This is a genomic window from Streptomyces corynorhini, assembly GCF_003346515.1.
In the GTDB taxonomy this organism is placed as follows: domain Bacteria; phylum Actinomycetota; class Actinomycetes; order Streptomycetales; family Streptomycetaceae; genus Streptomyces; species Streptomyces corynorhini.
On the sequence record NZ_QQNA01000021.1, the window covers coordinates 1 to 19,288 of the forward strand.

Sequence of the window (19,288 nt, forward strand, 5' to 3'; positions counted from 1 at the left end):
GGGGTTCTTGTAATAGTTGCCCTCGGTGGCCTTGTTGTACGACCACTTCACGCCGCTGTTCCACAGCGTCGCCCAGTCGACGTTGCCCTGGTGGCTGGAGACGTCCACGCCCTCCGTCTGGGCGACGCTGTGGAACAGCGGCGTGAAGTGGTCGTACAACAAGGCCACCGAGGGCAACTATTACAAGAACCCCTACTTCACGCAGCAGTACAACGGCGCCTACAACGTCGGCATGATCCGGGGCGCCTACCACTTCGGCACCCCGAACGACTCCAGCGGCGCCAATCAGGCCAACTACTTCGTCGACGGCGGCGGTGGCTGGTCGCGCGACGGCAAGACGCTGCCCGGAGTGCTGGACATCGAGTGGAACCCGTACGGCGCACAGTGCTACGGCAAGACGCAGGCCCAGATGGTGGCCTGGATCCGGGACTTCCTCACCACCTACAGGTCCCGCACGGGCCGTGACGCCGCGATCTACACGGCGACCAGCTGGTGGAAGGAGTGCACGGGCAACTACGCGGGCTTCGGCTCCACGAACCCGCTCTGGATCGCCCGCTACGACACCACGGTGGGCGAGCTGCCCGCGGGCTGGGACTTCCAGACGATCTGGCAGTACACGTCGACCGGCCCCGTCGTCGGGGACCACGACCGGTTCAACGGCGCGCTGGACCGCGTCGTCGCGCTGGCGAACGGCTGACGGCGTACGCAGGTGACACGCGGGCGGCCGGTCCGGAACGCGATGTTCCGGACCGGCCGCCCGCCACCGTTCAGGCCGCCGCCGTTCAAGGCGCCACCCGTCAGGCCGCCGCCGTTCAGGCCGCCACCCGTCAGGCCGCCGCAGCGACCGGCACATCGGCCGGGGACAGCGCGATGTCCAGGACCTGGCGGACGTCCGTCACCGGGTGGACGTCCAGCCCGGAGAGGATCTCGGCGGGGACGTCGTCGAGGTCGGCCTCGTTGCGCTTGGGTATCACCACGGTCGTGATGCCCGCGCGGTGGGCGGCCAGCAGCTTCTGCTTGAGGCCGCCGATGGGCAGGACCCGGCCGGTGAGGGAGACCTCGCCGGTCATGGCCACGTCCGTACGGACCAGCCTGCCGCTGAGCAGCGAGGCCAGCGCCGTCGTCATGGTGATCCCGGCGCTCGGGCCGTCCTTCGGGACCGCGCCCGCCGGGAAGTGGATGTGCACGCCCCGGTCCTTGAGGTCGGCGACCGGGAGTTCCAGCTCGGCGCCGTGCGAGCGCAGGAACGAGAGCGCGATCCGCGCCGACTCCTTCATCACGTCACCGAGCTGCCCGGTCAGGGTGAGCCCGGCGCCGCCCGTCTCGGCGTCCGCGAGGGACGCCTCCACGAACAGGACGTCACCGCCCGCACCCGTGACAGCCAGGCCGGTGGCCACGCCCGGCACCGCCGTACGCCGCTCGGCCGGGTCCTGCGCGGATTCCGGTACGTGGTGCGGCCGGCCGATCAGCCCGCGCAGGGCGTCCGCGCGGAGAGTGAACGGCAGCTCGCGCTCGCCGAGTTCGTGCTCGGCGGCGACCTTGCGCAGCAGCCGGGCGATGGACCGTTCCAGGTTCCGTACGCCCGCCTCGCGGGTGTACTCGCCGGACAGCTTGCGCAGGGCGTCGTCCGCCAGGGTGACCTCGCCGGGCTCCAGGCCCGCGCGCTCCAGCTGCCGGGGCAGCAGGTGGTCCCGGGCGATGACGACCTTCTCGTCCTCGGTGTAGCCGTCGAGCCTGACCAGCTCCATGCGGTCGAGCAGCGCCTCGGGGATGGCCTCCAGGACGTTGGCGGTGGCGAGGAACACCACGTCGGAGAGGTCGAGTTCGACCTCCAGATAGTGGTCGCGGAAGGTGTGGTTCTGCGCCGGGTCGAGGACTTCGAGGAGCGCGGCGGCCGGGTCGCCCCGGAAGTCGGAGCCGACCTTGTCGATCTCGTCGAGCAGGACGACCGGGTTCATCGAACCGGCCTCCTTGATCGCCCGGACGACACGGCCGGGCAGCGCGCCGACGTAGGTGCGCCGGTGGCCGCGGATCTCCGCCTCGTCCCGTACGCCTCCGAGCGCGACCCGGACGAACTCGCGGCCCATGGCGTGCGCGACGCTCTCGCCCAGCGAGGTCTTCCCGACTCCTGGCGGGCCGACGAGGGCCAGCACGGCGCCGCCGCGTCGGCCGCCGACCACGCCGAGGCCGCGCTCGGCGCGGCGCTTGCGCACGGCCAGGTACTCGGTGATGCGCTCCTTCACGTCGTCCAGGCCCGCGTGCTCGGCGTCCAGGACGGCCCGCGCGCCCCTGATGTCGTACCGGTCCTCGGTCCGCTCGTTCCACGGCAGTTCGAGGACGGTGTCGAGCCAGGTGCGGATCCAGGAGCCCTCGGGGCTCTGGTCGGAGGAGCGCTCCAGCTTGTCGACCTCCTTGAGGGCGGCCTCGCGCACCTTCTCGGGCAGCTCGGCGGCCTCGACGCGGGTGCGGTAGTCGGCGGACTCGTCCTCGTCGCCCTCGCCGTTCAGCTCGCGCAGCTCCTTGCGCACGGCGTCGAGCTGGCGCCGCAGCAGGAATTCGCGCTGCTGCTTGTCGACGCCCTCCTGGACGTCCTTGGCGATGGACTCGGCGACGTCCTGCTCGGCGAGGTGCTCGCGCAGCTGCCCGGTGGCGAGCTTGAGGCGGGCGACCGGATCGGCCGTCTCCAGCAGCTCGACCTTCTGGGCGAGGGAGAGGAAGGGCGAGTACCCGGAGTTGTCCGCGAGCGCGGAGACGTCGTCGATCTGCTGCACCCGGTCGACCACCTGCCAGGCGCCGCGCCGCTTGAGCCAGTCGGTGGCGAGGGCCTTGTGCTCCTTGACCAGCTCGGTCACGGAGCCGGGCAGCGGCTCGGGCGTGATCTCCTCGACGCCGGTGCCCTCCACCCAGAGGGCCGCGCCGGGCCCGCTCGTACCGGAACCGATCCGCACCCGGCGCCGGCCGCGGATCAGCGCGCCGGGGTCGCCGTCGGAGAGCCGGCCGACCTGCTCGACGGTGCCCAGCACGCCGGTGGCGGCGTAGGTTCCGTCGATCCGCGGCACCATCAGCACCTCGGGCTTGCGCGCCCCGTCCCCGCCGTCACGCACGGCCGCCTGCGCGGCCTCCACGGCGGCACGGACCTCGGCGTCGGACAGATCCAGCGGCACCACCATGCCGGGCAGGACGACCTCGTCGTCGAGCGGCAGTACGGGAAGCGTGAGCGATGTGGACGTGACGGCCATGATCTCCCCTTCGGGCAAAGCAATCGGCATCAAGCAAGTTGAGCTATACCGACTCAATGCTTATGAGCCCCCGGATGTTCCCCGGGCCGCGTTCGCTCTGAGCGATCGGCCGACGGCGCTTCGCGCGCCCCCGCTCACGCCCCCCACTCACGCCCCTCACTCGCACCCACGCCGCCCGGGAGACCGGCTCAGGCGAGCGTGTCCAGCAGGGCGGAAACGTAGCCGTCCAGCCGCTCTTCCACGACCCGCGCCGTCAGCTCCGCCCTGCCCGCCTCCCGCCACGGCCGCGCCACCCACTCCGTGCCCCCGGCGAACGCCAGCGCGTCCAGCAGCCGCCAGTACAGCCGCTCGTCCGGTGCCGCGGCCTGCACCCCGCCGGCCTCCTCGTACGCCTCGGCGAACCGCAGACCCCACGCCGGGCCGTGCAGCAGGGCGAGGTTGCTGGAGCAGTGCGCCACGTCCAGGTCCGCCGGGCCCCAGGAGGTCTGCACCCAGTCGACGACCCCGGTGATCCGCAGACCGTCGGCGCTCGGGGGCGACGCGTCGAACAGCACGTTGCCCGGGTGGAAGTCCCGGTGCAGGAACCGCCCCTCGTACGGCGGCGCGGGCCCGCGGATCACCTCCGTCGCGGCGGTCCACGCCACGGCGTCGGCGCCCCGGGGAGGGACGACCGCGTCGGCGGTCGTCCACGCCTCGTACTCCGGGGGCCGCCGGGCGGGCCGCCGCGCGTGGATCGCGACGAGTTGGCGGGCCAGCAGGGCGACGCGCCGCTCCAGTCCCTCGTCGTCGAGGACCGTCCGGCCCGCCAGATGTGTCATGAGGAGCGACGGGTACGCGCACCACGCGGCCTTCGGATCGGCCGCGACCAGCGCCGGAGCCGGTACGCCTGTCCCCGCGAGCAGGGTGAGGGCCTCGGCCTCACGGTTCAGCAGGTCCTCGGCCTGATCTACGAAGGGCGGCGCGACGAAGGTCCGCAGCACCAGGTCGCGGGTGGCTCCGTCCCGCTCGCGGACGGTCAGCCGCCGCATCTCGGCGGTGATGCCGCCGTGCAGCGCCTCGGTCGCGACGATCCGTTCGCCGCTGTCCAGCTGCCGTTCCACCCAGGCCAGGGCCGACGGCCGCACGGCGCCGTCTCCTTTGTAGTCGGTCATCGCGACACCCCACCACCCGGATGTCCTTCCGCACCGCCGCGTTTCGTCGCGGACCGCACCGTGTGCCGGTACGCCCGGCGCGCGGCGGGCCAGCAGGCGACGCCGACGAGGAGGGCCACCGGGTGGCCCCAGGCGGTGAGCGGGTCGTCGAACTCCAGCAGTTCCTGGAGCAGCGTCGTGCCGACCACGCCGAGGAGGATCCCGCGCGGCAGCGGGGCGAGCAGCCCGGCCAGTGCGCCGACGCTCGCCATCAGCCCGAAGCTGATGCCGTAGTCGAGGCGGTGCAGCGACGTCGCGGGCAGTCGGCCACCGGCGACCGAGAGCGCGACCGGGACCTCGGTCGCCAGGGTCGCCGTGACATGGCCGAGCAGGAAGACCCCGGCCGTGCGCCGGCCGCCGATCCGGCGCTCCAGCGCCGTCATGACGAGGGCGAACCCGAGGGCGTACGGGGAAGCCAGGCCCCCGGCGACCCAGAGCGCGCTGGCGACCAGGACGAGGACGGGGTGCTGGGCGAGGTGGGCGACGTCCGTGCTGGAGCCCCGCAGCAGCGCGGAGACGGTCTCCCGCTGCGCGTACGCCGCGTAGAGCGAGGTCCCGAGCAGGACCAGCGCGTACCAGAAGGTGAACGGGGTACGGACGGGTCCTGGCAGCAGCGGCCTCACGTGCCGCACGGCCAGGGGTGTCCGGCACCGCCGCGGGGCGGCGGGCGCGGCGTCCTCGGGCCTTTCCCCTTCAAGAGGACCCGTCTCTTGAAGAGGACCCGCCTTGAGAAGGCCCGGCTTGAGAAGGCCCGGCTTGAGAAGGCCCGGCTCCTGAAGAGGGCCCGGCTTGAGCCGGTCCGCCTCCTGAAGAGGATCCGTGAATGCGGCCTCTTCAAGAGGGGACGCCTCCGCGGGCCCGGCGGGGCGCGGCGCCGGTACGGCGGCCGGCCGCGACGTCGCTCCGCTGCCGCCGCCCGGATCCGTCCCCGTACGTGTCGTCTCCAGCCGTTTCACCGTCGGCGACTCCTTCCACGGGGGACTCTCAGCGAACGCGACCGTCGTGTCCCCCGTCCATGACGGGGGACACACCCCCATCATCGGTCGCCTAGGGTCTTTCGTTTGGATCAGGCCGGATGAGGGAGCGGGGTCTGGTGCCGTGGATCGCAAGGCGGAGGAGGGAGCCCACGCGGAGCGTAGGCGACGGACGACAACGCGGCGAGGCGCGGTGCCAGGGCTCGCGAGCCCGGCATGATCCAAACGAGAGGCCCTAGGCCGAAATCGGGTTGGCCAGGCCCGGCGCCCACGGCCAGGATGGCGTCGGCGTCCGCCGCCATCAGCCGCCAGAGGGAGAGGCTCCGACAGCATGTCCGCACCCGCGTCAGCGACCACCACCGACCATCTCCACGACCCCGCCGCCGAGCCTGTCACGCTCGACCGCCGCGACGGGCCGTACGGCGAGGTCGTCCTGCGCCGCAGGGGTACCCGGCTGGAGATCATCGCCAACGGCTGCTTCCTGATGGACACCTCGGACGGCCGCTCCGAGCGGCTGCTGATCGACGCCGCCCGGGACGCGCTCCCGGCCGGGCGCGAGGCGCCGGACGTCCTCGTCGGCGGGCTCGGGGTCGGCTTCTCCCTCGCGCACGCCGCCGCCGACGCGCGATGGGGGCGGATCGCGGTCGTGGAGCGCGAGGAGGCGGTGATCGACTGGCACCGCGAGGGACCGCTCGGCGCGATCTCCGGCGCCGCGCTGCGCGACGCGCGCACTGTGATCCTGCACACCGATCTCGTGGAGTACCTCCGGACGACCACGGACCGTTACGACGCGCTCTGTCTGGATATCGACAACGGACCCGAGTGGACCGTCACCGAGGACAACGGGAACCTCTACTCGGCGGCCGGACTCGCCATGTGCCGGGACCGGTTGAAACCGGGCGGTGTCCTCGCCGTTTGGTCGGCGAACCCGTCCCCGGCCTTCGGTGAGGCGTTGCGGAATGCCGGGTTCACAGGGGTAAGGGCGGAAGAGGTGCCGGTTGCCCGAGGCGTACCCGACGTGGTCCATCTCGCTGTTCGCACTGCGTAGCCGGGAAGCTCCCGCTGCATCTACGCTGCTCCCGACACATGGATCTGCATACTTCATGCAGATCGCGGAACAAGGATCGCGGAACGCGTACCAGGGGCGGGCGATGGAGCAGACACAGACCAGCCACACCGGAGTCGCCGCGACGCCCGGCGCGCAGCGCCGGATTCTCGTCGTCGAGGACGACGCGACGATCGTCGACGCCATCGCCGCGCGGCTGCGGGCCGAGGGCTTTCTCGTACAGACGGCCGTGGACGGCCCCGCGGCCGTCGACGCGGCCGAGGGCTGGCAGCCGGACCTGATGGTCCTGGACGTCATGCTGCCGGGCTTCGACGGTCTGGAGGTCTGCCGCCGCGTACAGGCGCAGCGCCCGGTGCCCGTGCTGATGCTCACGGCGCGGGACGACGAGACCGACATGCTGGTCGGGCTCGGCGTCGGCGCCGACGACTACATGACCAAGCCGTTCTCCATGCGGGAGCTGGCGGCCCGGGTGCATGTGCTGCTGCGCCGGGTGGAGCGCGCGGCGCTGGCCGCGGTGACGCCGCGCAGCGGCATCCTGCGCCTGGGCGAGCTGGAGATCGACCACGCGCAGCGCCGGGTGCGGGTGCGCGGCGAGGACGTCCACCTGACGCCGACCGAGTTCGACCTGCTGGTCTGCCTGGCGAACACGCCGCGCGCCGTCCTGTCCAGGGAGCAGCTCCTCGCCGAGGTGTGGGACTGGGCGGACGCCTCGGGCACCCGTACGGTCGACAGCCACATCAAGGCGCTGCGCCGGAAGATCGGCGCGGAGCGGATCCGTACGGTGCACGGTGTCGGGTACGCGCTGGAGACGCCCGCTCCATGACCCGGCCCGCGTCCGAGCGGCTCCGGGACGGCTCGCCTCCCGCCGGGCGGCCTGCCGCGGAGCGTGGCGCCCCGGCTCCCCGCTGGGAGGACCGGCGCCGTGCGCGCGCCGGGGCGGCGCCGGGGCCCGGCGCGCGCTTCGCGGCCCGCCTCGGGACGCTGCTGGGGTTCGGGCCAGGCGCGGCCCGGCTGCGGCTGTCCATCAAGGCCAAGCTCGGCGCCCTCGTCGTCATCTCCGTCCTCATCACCACCGGGCTGCTGGTGGTGGCGCTGCGCACGGAGACCGAGCTGCGCTTCATCACGGTCTTCTCGATGATCGCGACGCTGCTGATCACCCAGTTCGTGGCGCACGGGCTGACCGCGCCGCTGGACGAGATGAGCACCGTCGCCAAGGCGATCTCGCACGGCGACTACACCCGGCGGGTCAGCGGCTCCGACCGCCGTGACGAGCTGGGCGACCTGGCGGCGACGATCAACCGGATGGCCGACGACCTGGAGGCCGAGAACCAGCACCGCAAGGCGCTGATCGCCAATGTCTCCCACGAGCTGCGCACGCCCATCGCGGCCCTGCGCGCCGTGCTGGAGAACGTGGTGGACGGGGTGACGGCCGCCGATGCCGAGATGATGCTGACGGCGCTGCGGCAGACCGAGCGGCTCGGGCGGCTGACCGAGACGCTGCTCGACCTGTCCCGGCTGGACAACGGCGTCGTACCGCTGCGGGCGGGCCGCTTCGAGGTGTGGCCGTACCTGTCCGGGGTGCTCAAGGAAGCCAATCTGGCCGCCTCGCAGCGCCGCCCGGTCTCCGGGGTGTCCGGCTCGGTCAGTCACACCCGTACGGATGTCCATCTGCATCTGGACGTCTCGCCGCCCGAGCTGACCGCGCACGCGGACGCGGAACGTCTCCACCAGGTCGTCGCCAACCTCATCGACAACGCCGTCAAGCACAGCCCGCCGCACGGCCGGGTCACCGTGCGCGCCCGGCGCGGCGGCGGGCCAGGTCCCGAGTCGCTGGAGCTGGAGATCCAGGACGAGGGGCCCGGTATCCCGGAGCAGGAGCGGCATCAGGTCTTCGAGCGGTTCAACCGGGGTACGGCGCCCTCCGCGCACGGACCCGGCAGCGACGGCGGTACGGGGCTCGGCCTCGCGATCGCCCGCTGGGCCGTCGATCTGCACGGCGGGCACATCGGTGTGGCCGAATCGGAACGCGGCTGTCTGATCCGGGTCACTCTGCCGGGAGCACCCGGGCCTCGTGGTTGACGTAGAGTTCGAAGGGTTCGAAGCGAAAACGCACGATCTCCGGGTACGGAGTCGGGGACCGGCGGGGCTACGGGCCGTGTACCGGCCGTGGCCGGGGTGATGTGTCTTCCCGGCGCAGCGGAACCTGGCTTGTTTCCCGCCAATTCATACGCTGAAACCCGCCGTCCGATGTGACTTGCACGACGATGGCACGCCCGGTCTGCACGTGTCGGCCGGGTAGGCGTAGCCTTGATTCCCGCTGTCCATCACCTTGTGAAGCGGAAGAGGGCGGTTCACGCCGTGTCGTCTCAGTCCCCCAGTAACGCGAGCATCTCGACCGACGAAGACGGGCAGGGCAAGAACCCTGCCGCGGCCTTCGGAGCCAATGAATGGCTCGTCGACGAGATCTACCAGCAGTACCTCCAGGATCCGAACTCGGTCGACCGTGCCTGGTGGGACTTCTTCGCCGACTACAAGCCGGGCACCTCCGGCGCGGCGGAAAAGTCCGGCGACGCGTCCGCAGCCGCGGGGGCTGCGGTACCCGCCTCGCCGGCCGCACCGGCCCAGCCACCCGTCGCGCGGCCCGCTGCCGCCGCTCCGGCTCCGGCTCCCGCCAAGGCCGCCGCACCGGCGCCCGCCGCGGCACCGGCCCCGGCTCCCGCACCGGCCGCCCGGCCCGCGCAGGCGGCCCCGGCCCCCGCGCGGCCCGCGCCCGCCGCGAAGCCCGCCGCCGCCCCGGCGCCGGTGAAGGCGAAGCCCGCCGCGGGCGGCGGCGATTCCGCCGAGGCACCGGCCGGTCCCGAGTTCCTGACGCTGCGCGGCCCGTCCGCCGCCGTCGCGAAGAACATGAGCGCCTCGCTGGAGGTGCCCACCGCCACCTCGGTGCGCGCCGTCCCGGTCAAGCTCCTCTTCGACAACCGCATCGTCATCAACAACCACCTGAAGCGCGCGCGGGGCGGCAAGATCTCCTTCACGCACCTCATCGGGTACGCGATGGTGCAGGCGATCAAGGCCATGCCGTCGATGAACCACTCCTTCGCGGAGAAGGACGGCAAGCCGACCCTGGTCAAGCCGGAGCACATCAACTTCGGGCTCGCCATCGACCTGGTGAAGGCCAACGGCGACCGTCAGCTCGTCGTCGCGGGCATCAAGAAGGCCGAGACGCTCAACTTCTTCGAGTTCTGGCAGGCGTACGAGGACATCGTCCGCCGCGCCCGGGGCAACAAGCTGACGATGGACGACTTCACCGGCGTCACGGTCTCGCTGACCAACCCCGGCGGCCTGGGCACCGTCCACTCCGTGCCGCGTCTGATGCCCGGTCAGTCGGTCATCATGGGCGTCGGCTCGATGGACTACCCCGCCGAGTTCCAGGGCACTTCGCAGGACACCCTGAACAAGCTGGGCATCTCCAAGGTGATGACCCTGACGTCGACCTACGACCACCGGGTCATCCAGGGCGCTGCCTCGGGCGAGTTCCTGCGGATCGTCAGTCAGCTGCTGCTCGGCGAGAACGAGTTCTACGACGAGATCTTCAAGGCGCTGCGCATCCCCTACGAGCCGGTCCGCTGGCTCAAGGACATCGACGCGTCGCACGACGAGGACGTCACCAAGCCCGCCCGGGTCTTCGAGCTGATCCACTCCTACCGGGTGCGCGGCCACGTCATGGCCGACACGGACCCGCTGGACTACCTCCAGCGCAAGCACCCCGACCTCGACATCACCGAGCACGGGCTCACGCTGTGGGACCTGGAGCGCGAGTTCGCGGTCGGCGGCTTCGCCGGCAAGTCGATGATGAAGCTGCGCGACATCCTGGGCGTGCTGCGCGACTCGTACTGCCGCACCACCGGCATCGAGTTCATGCACATCCAGGACCCGAAGCAGCGCAAGTGGCTCCAGGACCGCATCGAGCGCGGCGCGCACGCCAAGCCGGAGCGCGAGGAGCAGCTGCGGATCCTGCGCAGGCTGAACGCCGCCGAGGCGTTCGAGACGTTCCTGCAGACGAAGTACGTCGGCCAGAAGCGCTTCTCGCTGGAGGGCGGCGAGTCCGTCATCCCGCTGCTCGACGCGGTGATCGACTCCGCCGCCGAGTCGCGTCTCGACGAGGTCGTCATCGGTATGGCCCACCGCGGCCGGCTGAACGTGCTGGCGAACATCGTCGGCAAGTCCTACGCCCAGATCTTCCGCGAGTTCGAGGGCAACCTCGACCCGAAGTCGATGCACGGCTCCGGCGACGTCAAGTACCACCTGGGCGCCGAGGGCACCTTCACCGGTCTGGACGGCGAGCAGATCAAGGTCTCGCTGGCCGCGAACCCCTCGCACCTGGAGGCGGTCGACCCGGTCCTGGAGGGCATCGCCCGCGCCAAGCAGGACATCATCAACAAGGGCGGTACGGACTTCACGGTCCTGCCGCTGGCGCTCCACGGCGACGCGGCCTTCGCGGGCCAGGGCGTCGTCGCCGAGACGCTCAACATGTCGCAGCTGCGCGGCTACCGCACCGGCGGCACCGTCCACATCGTGATCAACAACCAGGTCGGCTTCACCGCGGCCCCGGAGGCGTCGCGCTCCTCCATGTACGCCACCGACGTGGCCCGCATGATCGAGGCGCCGATCATCCATGTGAACGGTGACGACCCGGAGGCCGTCGTCCGGGTCGGGCGGCTCGCCTTCGAGTTCCGCCAGACGTTCAACAAGGACGTCGTGATCGACCTCATCTGCTACCGCCGCCGCGGTCACAACGAGGGCGACAACCCGCAGTTCACCAACCCGCAGATGGTCCGCCTGATCGACAAGAAGCGCTCGGTGCGCAAGCTCTACACCGAGTCGCTGATCGGCCGCGGCGACATCACGCTGGAAGAGGCGGAGCAGGCGCTCCAGGACTTCCAGGGGCAGCTGGAGAAGGTCTTCGCCGAGGTCCGCGAGGCCACCTCGCACGCTGGCCCGACGCATATCCCGGACGTCCAGGCGGAGTTCCCGGTCGCGGTGACGACGGCGGTCTCCCAGGAGGTCGTCAAGCGGATCGCCGAGTCGCAGGTCAACATCCCCGACACGGTCACCGTCCATCCGCGTCTGATGCCGCAGCTGCTGCGCCGCGCCTCCTCCGTGGAGGACGGCACGATCGACTGGGGCATGGGCGAGACCCTCGCCATCGGCTCGCTGCTGATGGAGGGCACCCCGGTCCGGCTCTCCGGCCAGGACACCCGCCGCGGTACGTTCGGCCAGCGCCACGCGGTCCTGGTCGACCAGGGCACCGGCGAGGACTACACCCCGCTCCAGTACCTGACGGACGAGCAGGCCCGTTACAACGTCTACGACTCGCTGCTCAGCGAGTACGCGGCGATGGGCTTCGAGTACGGCTACTCGCTGGCCAGGCCGGACGCGCTGGTCATGTGGGAGGCGCAGTTCGGTGACTTCGTCAACGGCGCGCAGTCCGTCGTGGACGAGTTCATCTCGTCGGCCGAGCAGAAGTGGGGCCAGACCTCGGGCGTCACGCTGCTGCTGCCGCACGGCTACGAGGGCCAGGGCCCGGACCACTCGTCCGCGCGCCCCGAGCGCTTCCTCCAGATGTGCGCGCAGAACAACATGACGGTCGCCGTGCCGACCCTGCCGTCGAACTACTTCCACCTGCTGCGCTGGCAGGTCCACAACCCGCACCACAAGCCGCTCGTCGTCTTCACCCCGAAGTCGATGCTGCGTCTGAAGGCCGCGGCGTCCAAGGCGGAGGAGTTCACCACCGGCGGCTTCCGCCCGGTGATCGGCGACGAGGCCGTGGACCCGAACGCGGTCCGCAAGGTCGTCTTCTGCACCGGCAAGGTCTACTACGACCTGGACGCCGAGCGGCGGAAGCGCGGCGTCACGGACACCGCGATCCTGCGGCTGGAGCGGCTGTACCCGCTGCCGGGTACGGAGCTGCAGGCCGAGATCGCCAAGTTCCCGAACGCCGAGAAGTACCTGTGGGCGCAGGAGGAGCCGGCGAACCAGGGTGCGTGGCCGTTCATCGCGCTCAACCTGATCGACCACCTCGACCTGGCGGTCGGCGCCGACATCCCGCACGGCGAGCGGCTGCGGCGCATCTCGCGCCCGCACTCCTCGTCGCCCGCGGTCGGCTCGGCCAAGCGCCACCAGGCGGAGCAGCAGCAGCTGGTCAGCGAGGTCTTCGACGCCTGACCCGCGCCCGTACGCCGGAGGGCCCGGTCCCGCGATCAGCTCGCGGGGCCGGGCCCTCCGGCGTACGGACAGCGCCGCCGTTCAGACGATGGGCGGCTCGAAGTCCCAGTACGGGCGGTTGCGCGAGCGGGCCGCGACGGTGTGGACGTGCTGCGCGCCCAGCGTCGCCACCAGGTCGTCCAGCGCCTCCCCCTCGGTCTTCTCGGCGCGCTGCACGTCCCGCAGCGCCCGCAGGTCGGCCGCGTGCGCGATCCGGGCGGAGAGCGTGAGCGGATGGGTGCGGCCGAGGGTCTCGGTGGCGCGGACGATGGTGTCGCCGGTCAGCGCGGCGGCGCCCTCCGGGTCGCCGACGATGTTGCGCAGCGCCGAGGCGTTGATGGCGCAGCCCAGCGTCCAGGGGTGGCGCTCCCCCACCGCGCCGGTCATGTCGCTCAGGGCGGTCTCCATCAGGAGGTGGGCCTGGTCGCGCTCGCCGACGTTGCGCAGGATCAGCGCGTGGTTGCCGCGGGTCCCGGCGAGGAAGGGGTGTCCCTCGCCGAGCATGTCCAGATAGCCGGCGACGACCTGTTCGCTTATCGCCCTGGCCTGGTCGATGTCGCCGTGCTCGCGGGCGAAACAGCTCTGGGACGCGGCGAACATCATGGTCAGCGGGTCGTGTTCGCCCAGGACCCGTTCGCAGCTCTCCAGGACCTGGGTGAGCAGCTCGGCGGCCCTGCCGCGTTCACCCGAACGGTAGTGGCACAGCGCGAGGTTGTGCTCGGCGCGCAGCGTCTGCGGGTTGTCCCGGCCCATCACGATGCGGTGGACGCGCACGCTCTGCGACTGGAGCGACTCCGCCTCGCTGTAGCGGCCGAGGAGCCGCAGGTCGGTGGCGTAGTTGATCTCCGAGAAGAGGGTCCAGGCGTGGCGCGGGCGCAGCAGTTGCCGCAGGGCCTCCAGGGTGCGCCGGTTGAGGTCGAGGGACTCCTCGTAACGGCCGAACAGCCGCAGGGTGACGGCCAGGTTGTTCTGCGCGCTCAGGGTGCGCGCGTCCTGCTCGCCGACGAGTTCGCGGTAGGCGGCGACGAGCCGGCCGGAGATCTCGTACGCCTCGTCGTAGCGGCCGAGGCCGCGCAGGTCGGCGGCGAGTCCGCCCGCCGCGCGCAGGTACTCCAGGTCCTGCGGGCCGCGTTCGGCGCGCAGCTGTTCGGCGGCGGCGCGCTCGATGGCCTCGGTGCCCGCGTAGTCGCCGACGGCGCGCAGCACGTTGGCGTAGTGGTAGCTGAGGTCCCAGATCCTCGGGTGGGTGTCGCCGAGGAGCCGCTTCCAGGCCGCCATGGCGCGCCTGCCGAGGTTGATGCCCGCCCGGTACTCGCCCGAGAGATACAGGTAGCGCAGGCAGTTGAGGACCAGGGTGTGCACGTCGGGGTCGGTGCTCTTGAGGACGTCGGCCCACTTGAGATGCGGGGTGATCTCCGCGTACCGGGGCCACAGCCGGGTGTCGGTGGGGCGGCCGGGGTCGGCGGCGACCAGTGCGCGGCGGACGACCTCGATGAAGTCGCCGTGGTCCTGGGCGGGCATGTCCTGGTGGACGATCTGGTGGACCATGCGGTGCATGTAGAGGGTGTCGCCCGCGCCGCCGGGCCCGTTCTCCCCGACCTGGTCCCTGACCTCGCGCTCGCCGACCCCGGCGGCGCGCACCACCGCGTACTGCCGGAGTTTGTTGATCGCGCGCGTCCAGCGCACCGGGTCGTCGACCAGACCGCGCAGCTTCTCGGGGAGGGTGTCCGCGGGCAGGTCGCGCACCAGCCGTACGGGGATGGCGCCCGGCGCGAAGAACGTGCACAGCCGCAGCAGGTCCACGGATTCGGGCACGGTCTCGCGGAGCTTGTTGAGCAGTATCGACCAGCCGGTCTGGAAGGCGAGCGGGAAGTCGGCGGAGACCCGTACGACGTCCTGGTCGATGCCGCCCCTGAGCAGCTCGATGTACTGGTCGACGGTCATGTCGGAGTCGTTGAGCCAGCCGGCCGTCTGGTCGAGCAGCAGCGGCAGGTCCTCCAGCGCGCCCGCGAGCTGCGCGGCCTCGCCGTAGCTCAGGCGCGGGGCGCGGCGCCGGACGAAGGCGACGGATTCGTCGCGGTCGTAGACCGGGACCTCCATCAGGGCGCTGTTGTGTTCGCCCCACTCCGGATTGCGGGCGGTGATCAGCACATGGCCGGGCCCGGTCGGCACCAGGTCCCAGATCTGGTCGGGTTCGTCGGCGCCGTCGAAGACCAGCAGCCAGCGGCTGTACGGGTCGCCGCGGCGCAGCGCGTCGCGCGAGGCGCGCAGCCGCTCGCCGTACTCGACGCCGGTGGACAGGCCGAGCGCGGGGGCGAGTTCGGCGAGGCGCTGGCGGCAGCTGACCCGCTTGTCGGCGGCGATCCACCAGATGACGTCGTACTCGGCGCCGAAGCGGTACACGTACTCGGCGGCGAGCTGGGTCTTGCCGACGCCGGACATGCCGTGGAGGGTGACCACACCGGCGCCCCGGCCCGCTTGCTGCAACGCGTTGTAGGCGTCGTTGAGCAGCGTCTCGCGGCCCGTGAAGCGGGTGTTACGGCGTGGGACGCCGCCCCACACGTCGGGGACGTCGGCCGGGTAGCGGGGGCCGAGCCGGGTGTCGCCGTGCGCGGGTACGGGGGCGGTCGGCAGGCCGAGGCGGGTCAGGACGCGCCGCTCGGCCTCCGTCTCGCCGACCGTGGTCAGGTCGGCCGCGGCGAAGACGGTGGTGGCGCTGGGCAGCGGGGCGGTGGTGACGGAGACGGCGGCGAACCGGTCGCGCGCGGGCTCCACCACGGCGCGCAGGGCGCTGTTCCACTCGTCGTGGCCGCGCGGGCCGAGCTGGAAGTACCAGTCGCTGAGGATGACCAGGACGGGGCCGGGCGCGAGCAGCAGATCGCGCAGATACTCCTCCAGCGGGGTGTCGTCCAGCGGATACCAGCGCTGGTAGACCACCGAGAGGCCGCGGCGCTCCAGACGGTCCCCGATCCAGGCCGCCCAGGCCCGGTTGAACCCGGCGAAGCTGATGGTGACAACCTGCGGCCCGGTGGCGTCAACTTGCTTGTGTGCTCCGGGCATTCAACCGTCTCCCTGCGTCGTCATACGCCCTTTTAACATACCCCTGCGCCCCATGGATCGATCCTTTCGCCGTGCCGCTTCACGTTCCGTTCCTTTGGCGCCAGATCATGCGTGCCGTACGCACGTATGCCGCCGCCCTGACGCGGTGTCCGGCGGGTGGCGGGTGCGCGGAGAGCCGGTGGTAGACGGCGATCATCTCGTTGACGACCGCGCGTCCCTCGCGCGTCAGCGCGCCGGAGCCGGCGAGTACGGGCAGGACCGCGCCGACCTGTTCGTGGCAGCGGGCGTGCTCGGCCCAGCACTGGTCGCTCCGGGAGGGCCGCTCGGCGCCGAGGGCGAGGCGCTGCCAGTAGTCGGCGAGCGCGAGATGGGAGTAGGCGCCCTGGAGGAGTCCGTCGAAGGGCCGCAGGTCGGAGCGCCAGGGCGCGAAGTGGCGTGGGGTGGCGTCCTCGTGGTGCAGCGGGACGAGGGCGGTGAGGGCGGCGAGTTTGGTGTGCTGGAGTTCGTGCACGAGGGTCGCGGCGAGGTGGTCGGGGGTGGCGGGTCTGCTGCTGAGGACCGCGCCGAACGCCTCGCGGCGGGTGGCGCTGCACTGCGCGGGTCCTTCGCCGGAGGGCGCGGAGCCGGGGGGCGGGCGCAGCGGTACGAGGCAGCGCAGCAGGGCCGCCGCCTCGGCGGCCCGGTGGGCGCCGCCGGCCGCCAGCGCGGGGCCGGTGCGCGGCCACAGCCGCGCCCAGCCCGCGCGCTCGGCCGGGTCGGGGCCGGTGGCGGCGGACAGGCCGGGCCGCCGGGTGCCGGGGGGCGCGACGCGGTACGGGTCGAGGTCGTCGAGGTGGACGGGCGGGGCGCCCTCCCGCAGCGGCTCCAGCGCGAGCACGGGCTGCCAGCGCGGGTCCGCGGAGCGCGGGACGTCGCGGGCCGCTTCCAGGGTGAGCGGCGCCGCGCCGTCCTGCCGTACCGTCAGCCGCGTCTCGGCCAGGGTGATGTCGACGGGGGCCGAGGGGCCCGGCGTGGTGCGCAGCGCGCCCAGGGTGGGCAGGACGAGCGGTCCTGCGGGCGCCGCGAGCCGGACGGTGAACGGCAGCCCGGCCCGGATCGCGGCGGCGGCGGCCAGCGCGCCGAAGTACCCGAGGTCCGCGGCGAGTTCCGGGGTGGGGGCGCGGGCGGTGAGCCCGCGCAGACAGCGCTGCGCCCACGGTCCGGCGAACGGGTGGAGCAGGACGGCGCGTACGGCGGCGCGGTCGGCGCGGTCGGCCTCCTCCAGCAGCGCCCAGTGCTCGCGCGGCCCGGCGGCCGGTTCGGCCGGGCGCGGGGCCGCCGGGGCGGCGGTCGCCGCGTCGAGCAGGGCGCGCAGCAGGATCAGCCGCCGGGTGTGCTGGTCGCGTACGAGCAGCGCGAGGGCGTCCGTGCCGCCTTCCGTGCGGCCGAGTTCGCGCAGCGCCCGCTCGGGGACGGCCGGGCTCACGCCGCGGCTCCCGCCAGGGCGGCGGCGGCGTGGCGGATCAGCCGGTCGAGGTCGGCGCAGTAGACGGAGGGGTGCCGGAACCCTTGGCCTGAGCGGTAGCGGTGGGCGTAGTGGCCGCCGCCGCAGACCGTGAGCAGCGGGCAGGCCAGGCAGCCGTCGGCGAGGGCGGCCGGGCCCGCCTGGCGGGCGGCGATCCCGGGGTGGCGCAGGGCGTCGTCGAAGCTGTGGCGGAAGATGTCGAGTCCGGTGGCGGCGGCCGTGTCGTAGGCGGACTTGAGGGAGTCGACCTGCTCGATCGCGCCGTCCGTCTCGACCACGACGGCGTTGAGGGGGTCGAGCCCGAGCGATTCGGTGGCGCCCGGCAGTCCGAGCAGCAGCGCGAGGCACTCCTCGAAGAGCCGGATCCTGGTCTCCCGCCGTCCGGCCCGCCACCAGCGGTCGAAGACGGCGGTGAGCCAGTCGCCGTACGGGGTGGGGCGGCCCGGATCGGCGAGCCGGTGTGCGGGCAGGCCGGGCGGCGGGCTGGTCCAGTTGGCGTGCGGGAGCAGCAGGTCGAGGGCGGGCGGGCGCAGTTCGAGCAGCGACTCGTACATCTCGACGGGGTCGGTGCGCGGGTCGACGACGGTGAGGATGCCCGCGTAGGCGTCGGGGTGGCGCGTGGCGAGCAGCCGGGCGCCGCGCGCGGCGGCGGGCCAGGAGGGGCGGCCGGCGTGGTCGGTGCGCTGGGTGTTGTGGGCGGCCCGGCCGCCGTCGAGGCTGATGCCGACGCGGACGGCGTGCCGGGCGAGGGTGGCGGTGCGGCGCTCGGTGAGCAGGGTGCCGTTGGTCTGGACGGTGACGCTCACCGTACGGTCCGCTCCGGCCCGCTCCCGTACGTCGCGCGCGAAGGCCGCCAGCCGTCCGGCGCCCGCGAGCAGCGGCTCGCCGCCGTGCAGGACGAGGGCGAGGTCGCGCAGTCCGTGGCGGGCGGCGTGCTCGGCGATACGGACCGCGGTGCGCTCCAGCACCTGGGGCGAGGCGGCGGCGGGCCGCTCGCGCCAGGTGCGGTCGGGGCCCGCGTACAGGTAGCAGTAGCGGCAGGCGAGGTTGCAGCGGCCGTGGACCTTCACGATGAACTGCCCGAAGGGCACGGGGGTGTCAGGGGCGGGCCCGTTCGGCGTCGTCGGCACCGGTCGTGACACCACGCGTCCTCCCCCCTCCGGGCCGGCCGCACCCTGGGCGTGCGTCCCCCGCGTGTGTTCCTGTTATGCCCAGGGGGCAAACACGGATGGCCGCGGATTGTCCTGCGCGACCGCCCCCTCACCGCGAAAAGGACCGGCGACGGGCGGTACCGGGTGCCCGCCGTACCCGACCCGCTCAGGGCGGTTCCGGGCCGGGGGCCGCCCGGCCGCGGTGGCTCACCACCCGCGCGGGAACGCCCGCGACGACCGCGTGCGGTACGACGTCGCGGGTCACCACCGCGCCCGCGGCGACCACCGCGCCGTGGCCGACGGTGATCCCGGCCAGGACCGTGGCCTGGGCGCCGATCCACACGTCGTCCTGGATGTGGATGGGCGCCAGGTCGTGCCCCTGTTCCCGGATCGGCCGGTCGGTGCTGGCGAACCTGTGGTTGCCGCTGTTGATCACGGTGTAGGGGCCGATCAGCACCTTGTCCCCGATGCTGACCGGGGCCGGTGCGGTGATGGTGACGCCGCGGTTGATGAACACCTCCGTTCCGACGCAGAGGTTGGCCGGATAGTGCACGGTGGTGTCGGGGAACACGCAGAGCCCGGGACCGCAGGAGGGCAGGCTCCGCGTGTAGAACCAGGACCGCATCCGCAGCTCCACGCCCACCGAGGACATGCGGGACAGCCGGTGCTGCAGGAGGTGCCAGGTGTGCGATCCGGTGTCGACGCGCTTCAGCCCGCGTCTGAGCAGTGCGAACTCGCACAGCCGCCACAGCTCATGGATCTCGAAGAGCCGCTGGTGGCCCGTCGCTCCCGCTTCGTAGGAGGCCAGCTCCCGTCTCACCCGGCGCCCCGACCGGCTGGGGC

At 72.5% G+C, this 19,288-nt stretch carries 11 protein-coding genes and 2 pseudogenes; 5 read left to right on the plus strand and 8 right to left on the minus strand.

The features are described from left to right. Positions 1–123: pseudogene (locus DVH02_RS03665) on the minus strand (GH25 family lysozyme); the annotation flags it as partial. Here DVH02_RS03665 and DVH02_RS03670 point away from each other — a divergent pair. Beyond that, positions 119–697: pseudogene (locus DVH02_RS03670) on the plus strand (lysozyme); the annotation flags it as partial. The pseudogenes DVH02_RS03665 and DVH02_RS03670 overlap by 5 nt on opposite strands. Positions 698–827: 130 nt before the next feature. Here DVH02_RS03670 and lon read toward each other — a convergent pair. From lon to DVH02_RS03685, 3 genes are all read right to left on the minus strand, one after another. Continuing rightward, positions 828–3,239, minus strand: coding sequence for an endopeptidase La (gene lon, locus DVH02_RS03675; RefSeq protein ID WP_114622211.1), 2,412 nt, complete (start codon positions 3,237–3,239; stop codon positions 828–830). A gap of 188 nt (positions 3,240–3,427) precedes the next feature. Beyond that, the gene (locus DVH02_RS03680) at positions 3,428–4,390 is read right to left on the minus strand and encodes a phosphotransferase family protein (protein ID WP_114622212.1); all 963 of its coding nucleotides are present in this window, start codon (positions 4,388–4,390) and stop codon (positions 3,428–3,430) included. Beyond that, positions 4,387–5,061, minus strand: coding sequence for a rhomboid-like protein (locus tag DVH02_RS03685; RefSeq protein WP_199566155.1), 675 nt, complete (start codon positions 5,059–5,061; stop codon positions 4,387–4,389). The genes DVH02_RS03680 and DVH02_RS03685 overlap by 4 nt, the downstream gene beginning before the upstream one ends. A 673-nt stretch (positions 5,062–5,734) precedes the next feature. Between DVH02_RS03685 and DVH02_RS03690 the strand changes: the two genes are divergently transcribed. From DVH02_RS03690 to DVH02_RS03710, 4 genes are all read left to right on the plus strand, one after another. Beyond that, positions 5,735–6,451: a spermidine synthase family protein gene (locus tag DVH02_RS03690; protein WP_114622213.1), complete on the plus strand. Its 717-nt coding sequence runs from the start codon at positions 5,735–5,737 to the stop codon at positions 6,449–6,451. A 103-nt stretch (positions 6,452–6,554) separates the two neighbouring features. After that, a complete protein-coding gene (locus DVH02_RS03695) occupies positions 6,555–7,292 on the plus strand; it encodes a response regulator transcription factor (RefSeq protein ID WP_114622263.1) in 738 nt (245 codons plus the stop codon). Further along, positions 7,289–8,548 carry a HAMP domain-containing sensor histidine kinase gene (locus DVH02_RS03700; RefSeq protein WP_407697583.1) on the plus strand — a complete coding sequence of 420 codons (1,260 nt, stop codon included), beginning with the start codon at positions 7,289–7,291 and terminating at the stop codon, positions 8,546–8,548. Before DVH02_RS03695 ends, DVH02_RS03700 begins: the two co-directional genes overlap by 4 nt. Positions 8,549–8,827: 279 nt before the next feature. Further along, positions 8,828–12,691 carry a multifunctional oxoglutarate decarboxylase/oxoglutarate dehydrogenase thiamine pyrophosphate-binding subunit/dihydrolipoyllysine-residue succinyltransferase subunit gene (locus DVH02_RS03710; RefSeq protein WP_114622214.1) on the plus strand — a complete coding sequence of 1,288 codons (3,864 nt, stop codon included), beginning with the start codon at positions 8,828–8,830 and terminating at the stop codon, positions 12,689–12,691. An 81-nt stretch (positions 12,692–12,772) separates the two neighbouring features. On the opposite strand, the gene fxsT is transcribed toward DVH02_RS03710, so the two are convergent. From fxsT to DVH02_RS36905, 4 genes are all read right to left on the minus strand, one after another. Then, positions 12,773–15,790, minus strand: a complete 3,018-nt coding sequence (fxsT, locus tag DVH02_RS03715; protein ID WP_114622215.1) for an FxSxx-COOH system tetratricopeptide repeat protein — start codon at positions 15,788–15,790, stop codon at positions 12,773–12,775. A gap of 79 nt (positions 15,791–15,869) precedes the next feature. Continuing rightward, complete coding sequence (locus DVH02_RS03720; protein WP_114622216.1) at positions 15,870–17,255, minus strand: aKG-HExxH-type peptide beta-hydroxylase; 1,386 nt, start codon at positions 17,253–17,255, stop codon at positions 15,870–15,872. Beyond that, entirely contained in the window at positions 17,252–18,436 is a 1,185-nt protein-coding gene (locus tag DVH02_RS03725) for an FxsB family cyclophane-forming radical SAM/SPASM peptide maturase (protein ID WP_233518023.1), read from the minus strand. The genes DVH02_RS03720 and DVH02_RS03725 overlap by 4 nt, the downstream gene beginning before the upstream one ends. Positions 18,437–18,611: 175 nt before the next feature. Continuing rightward, complete coding sequence (locus tag DVH02_RS36905; RefSeq protein WP_114622217.1) at positions 18,612–19,265, minus strand: acyltransferase; 654 nt, start codon at positions 19,263–19,265, stop codon at positions 18,612–18,614. Positions 19,266–19,288: the final 23 nt, after the last annotated feature.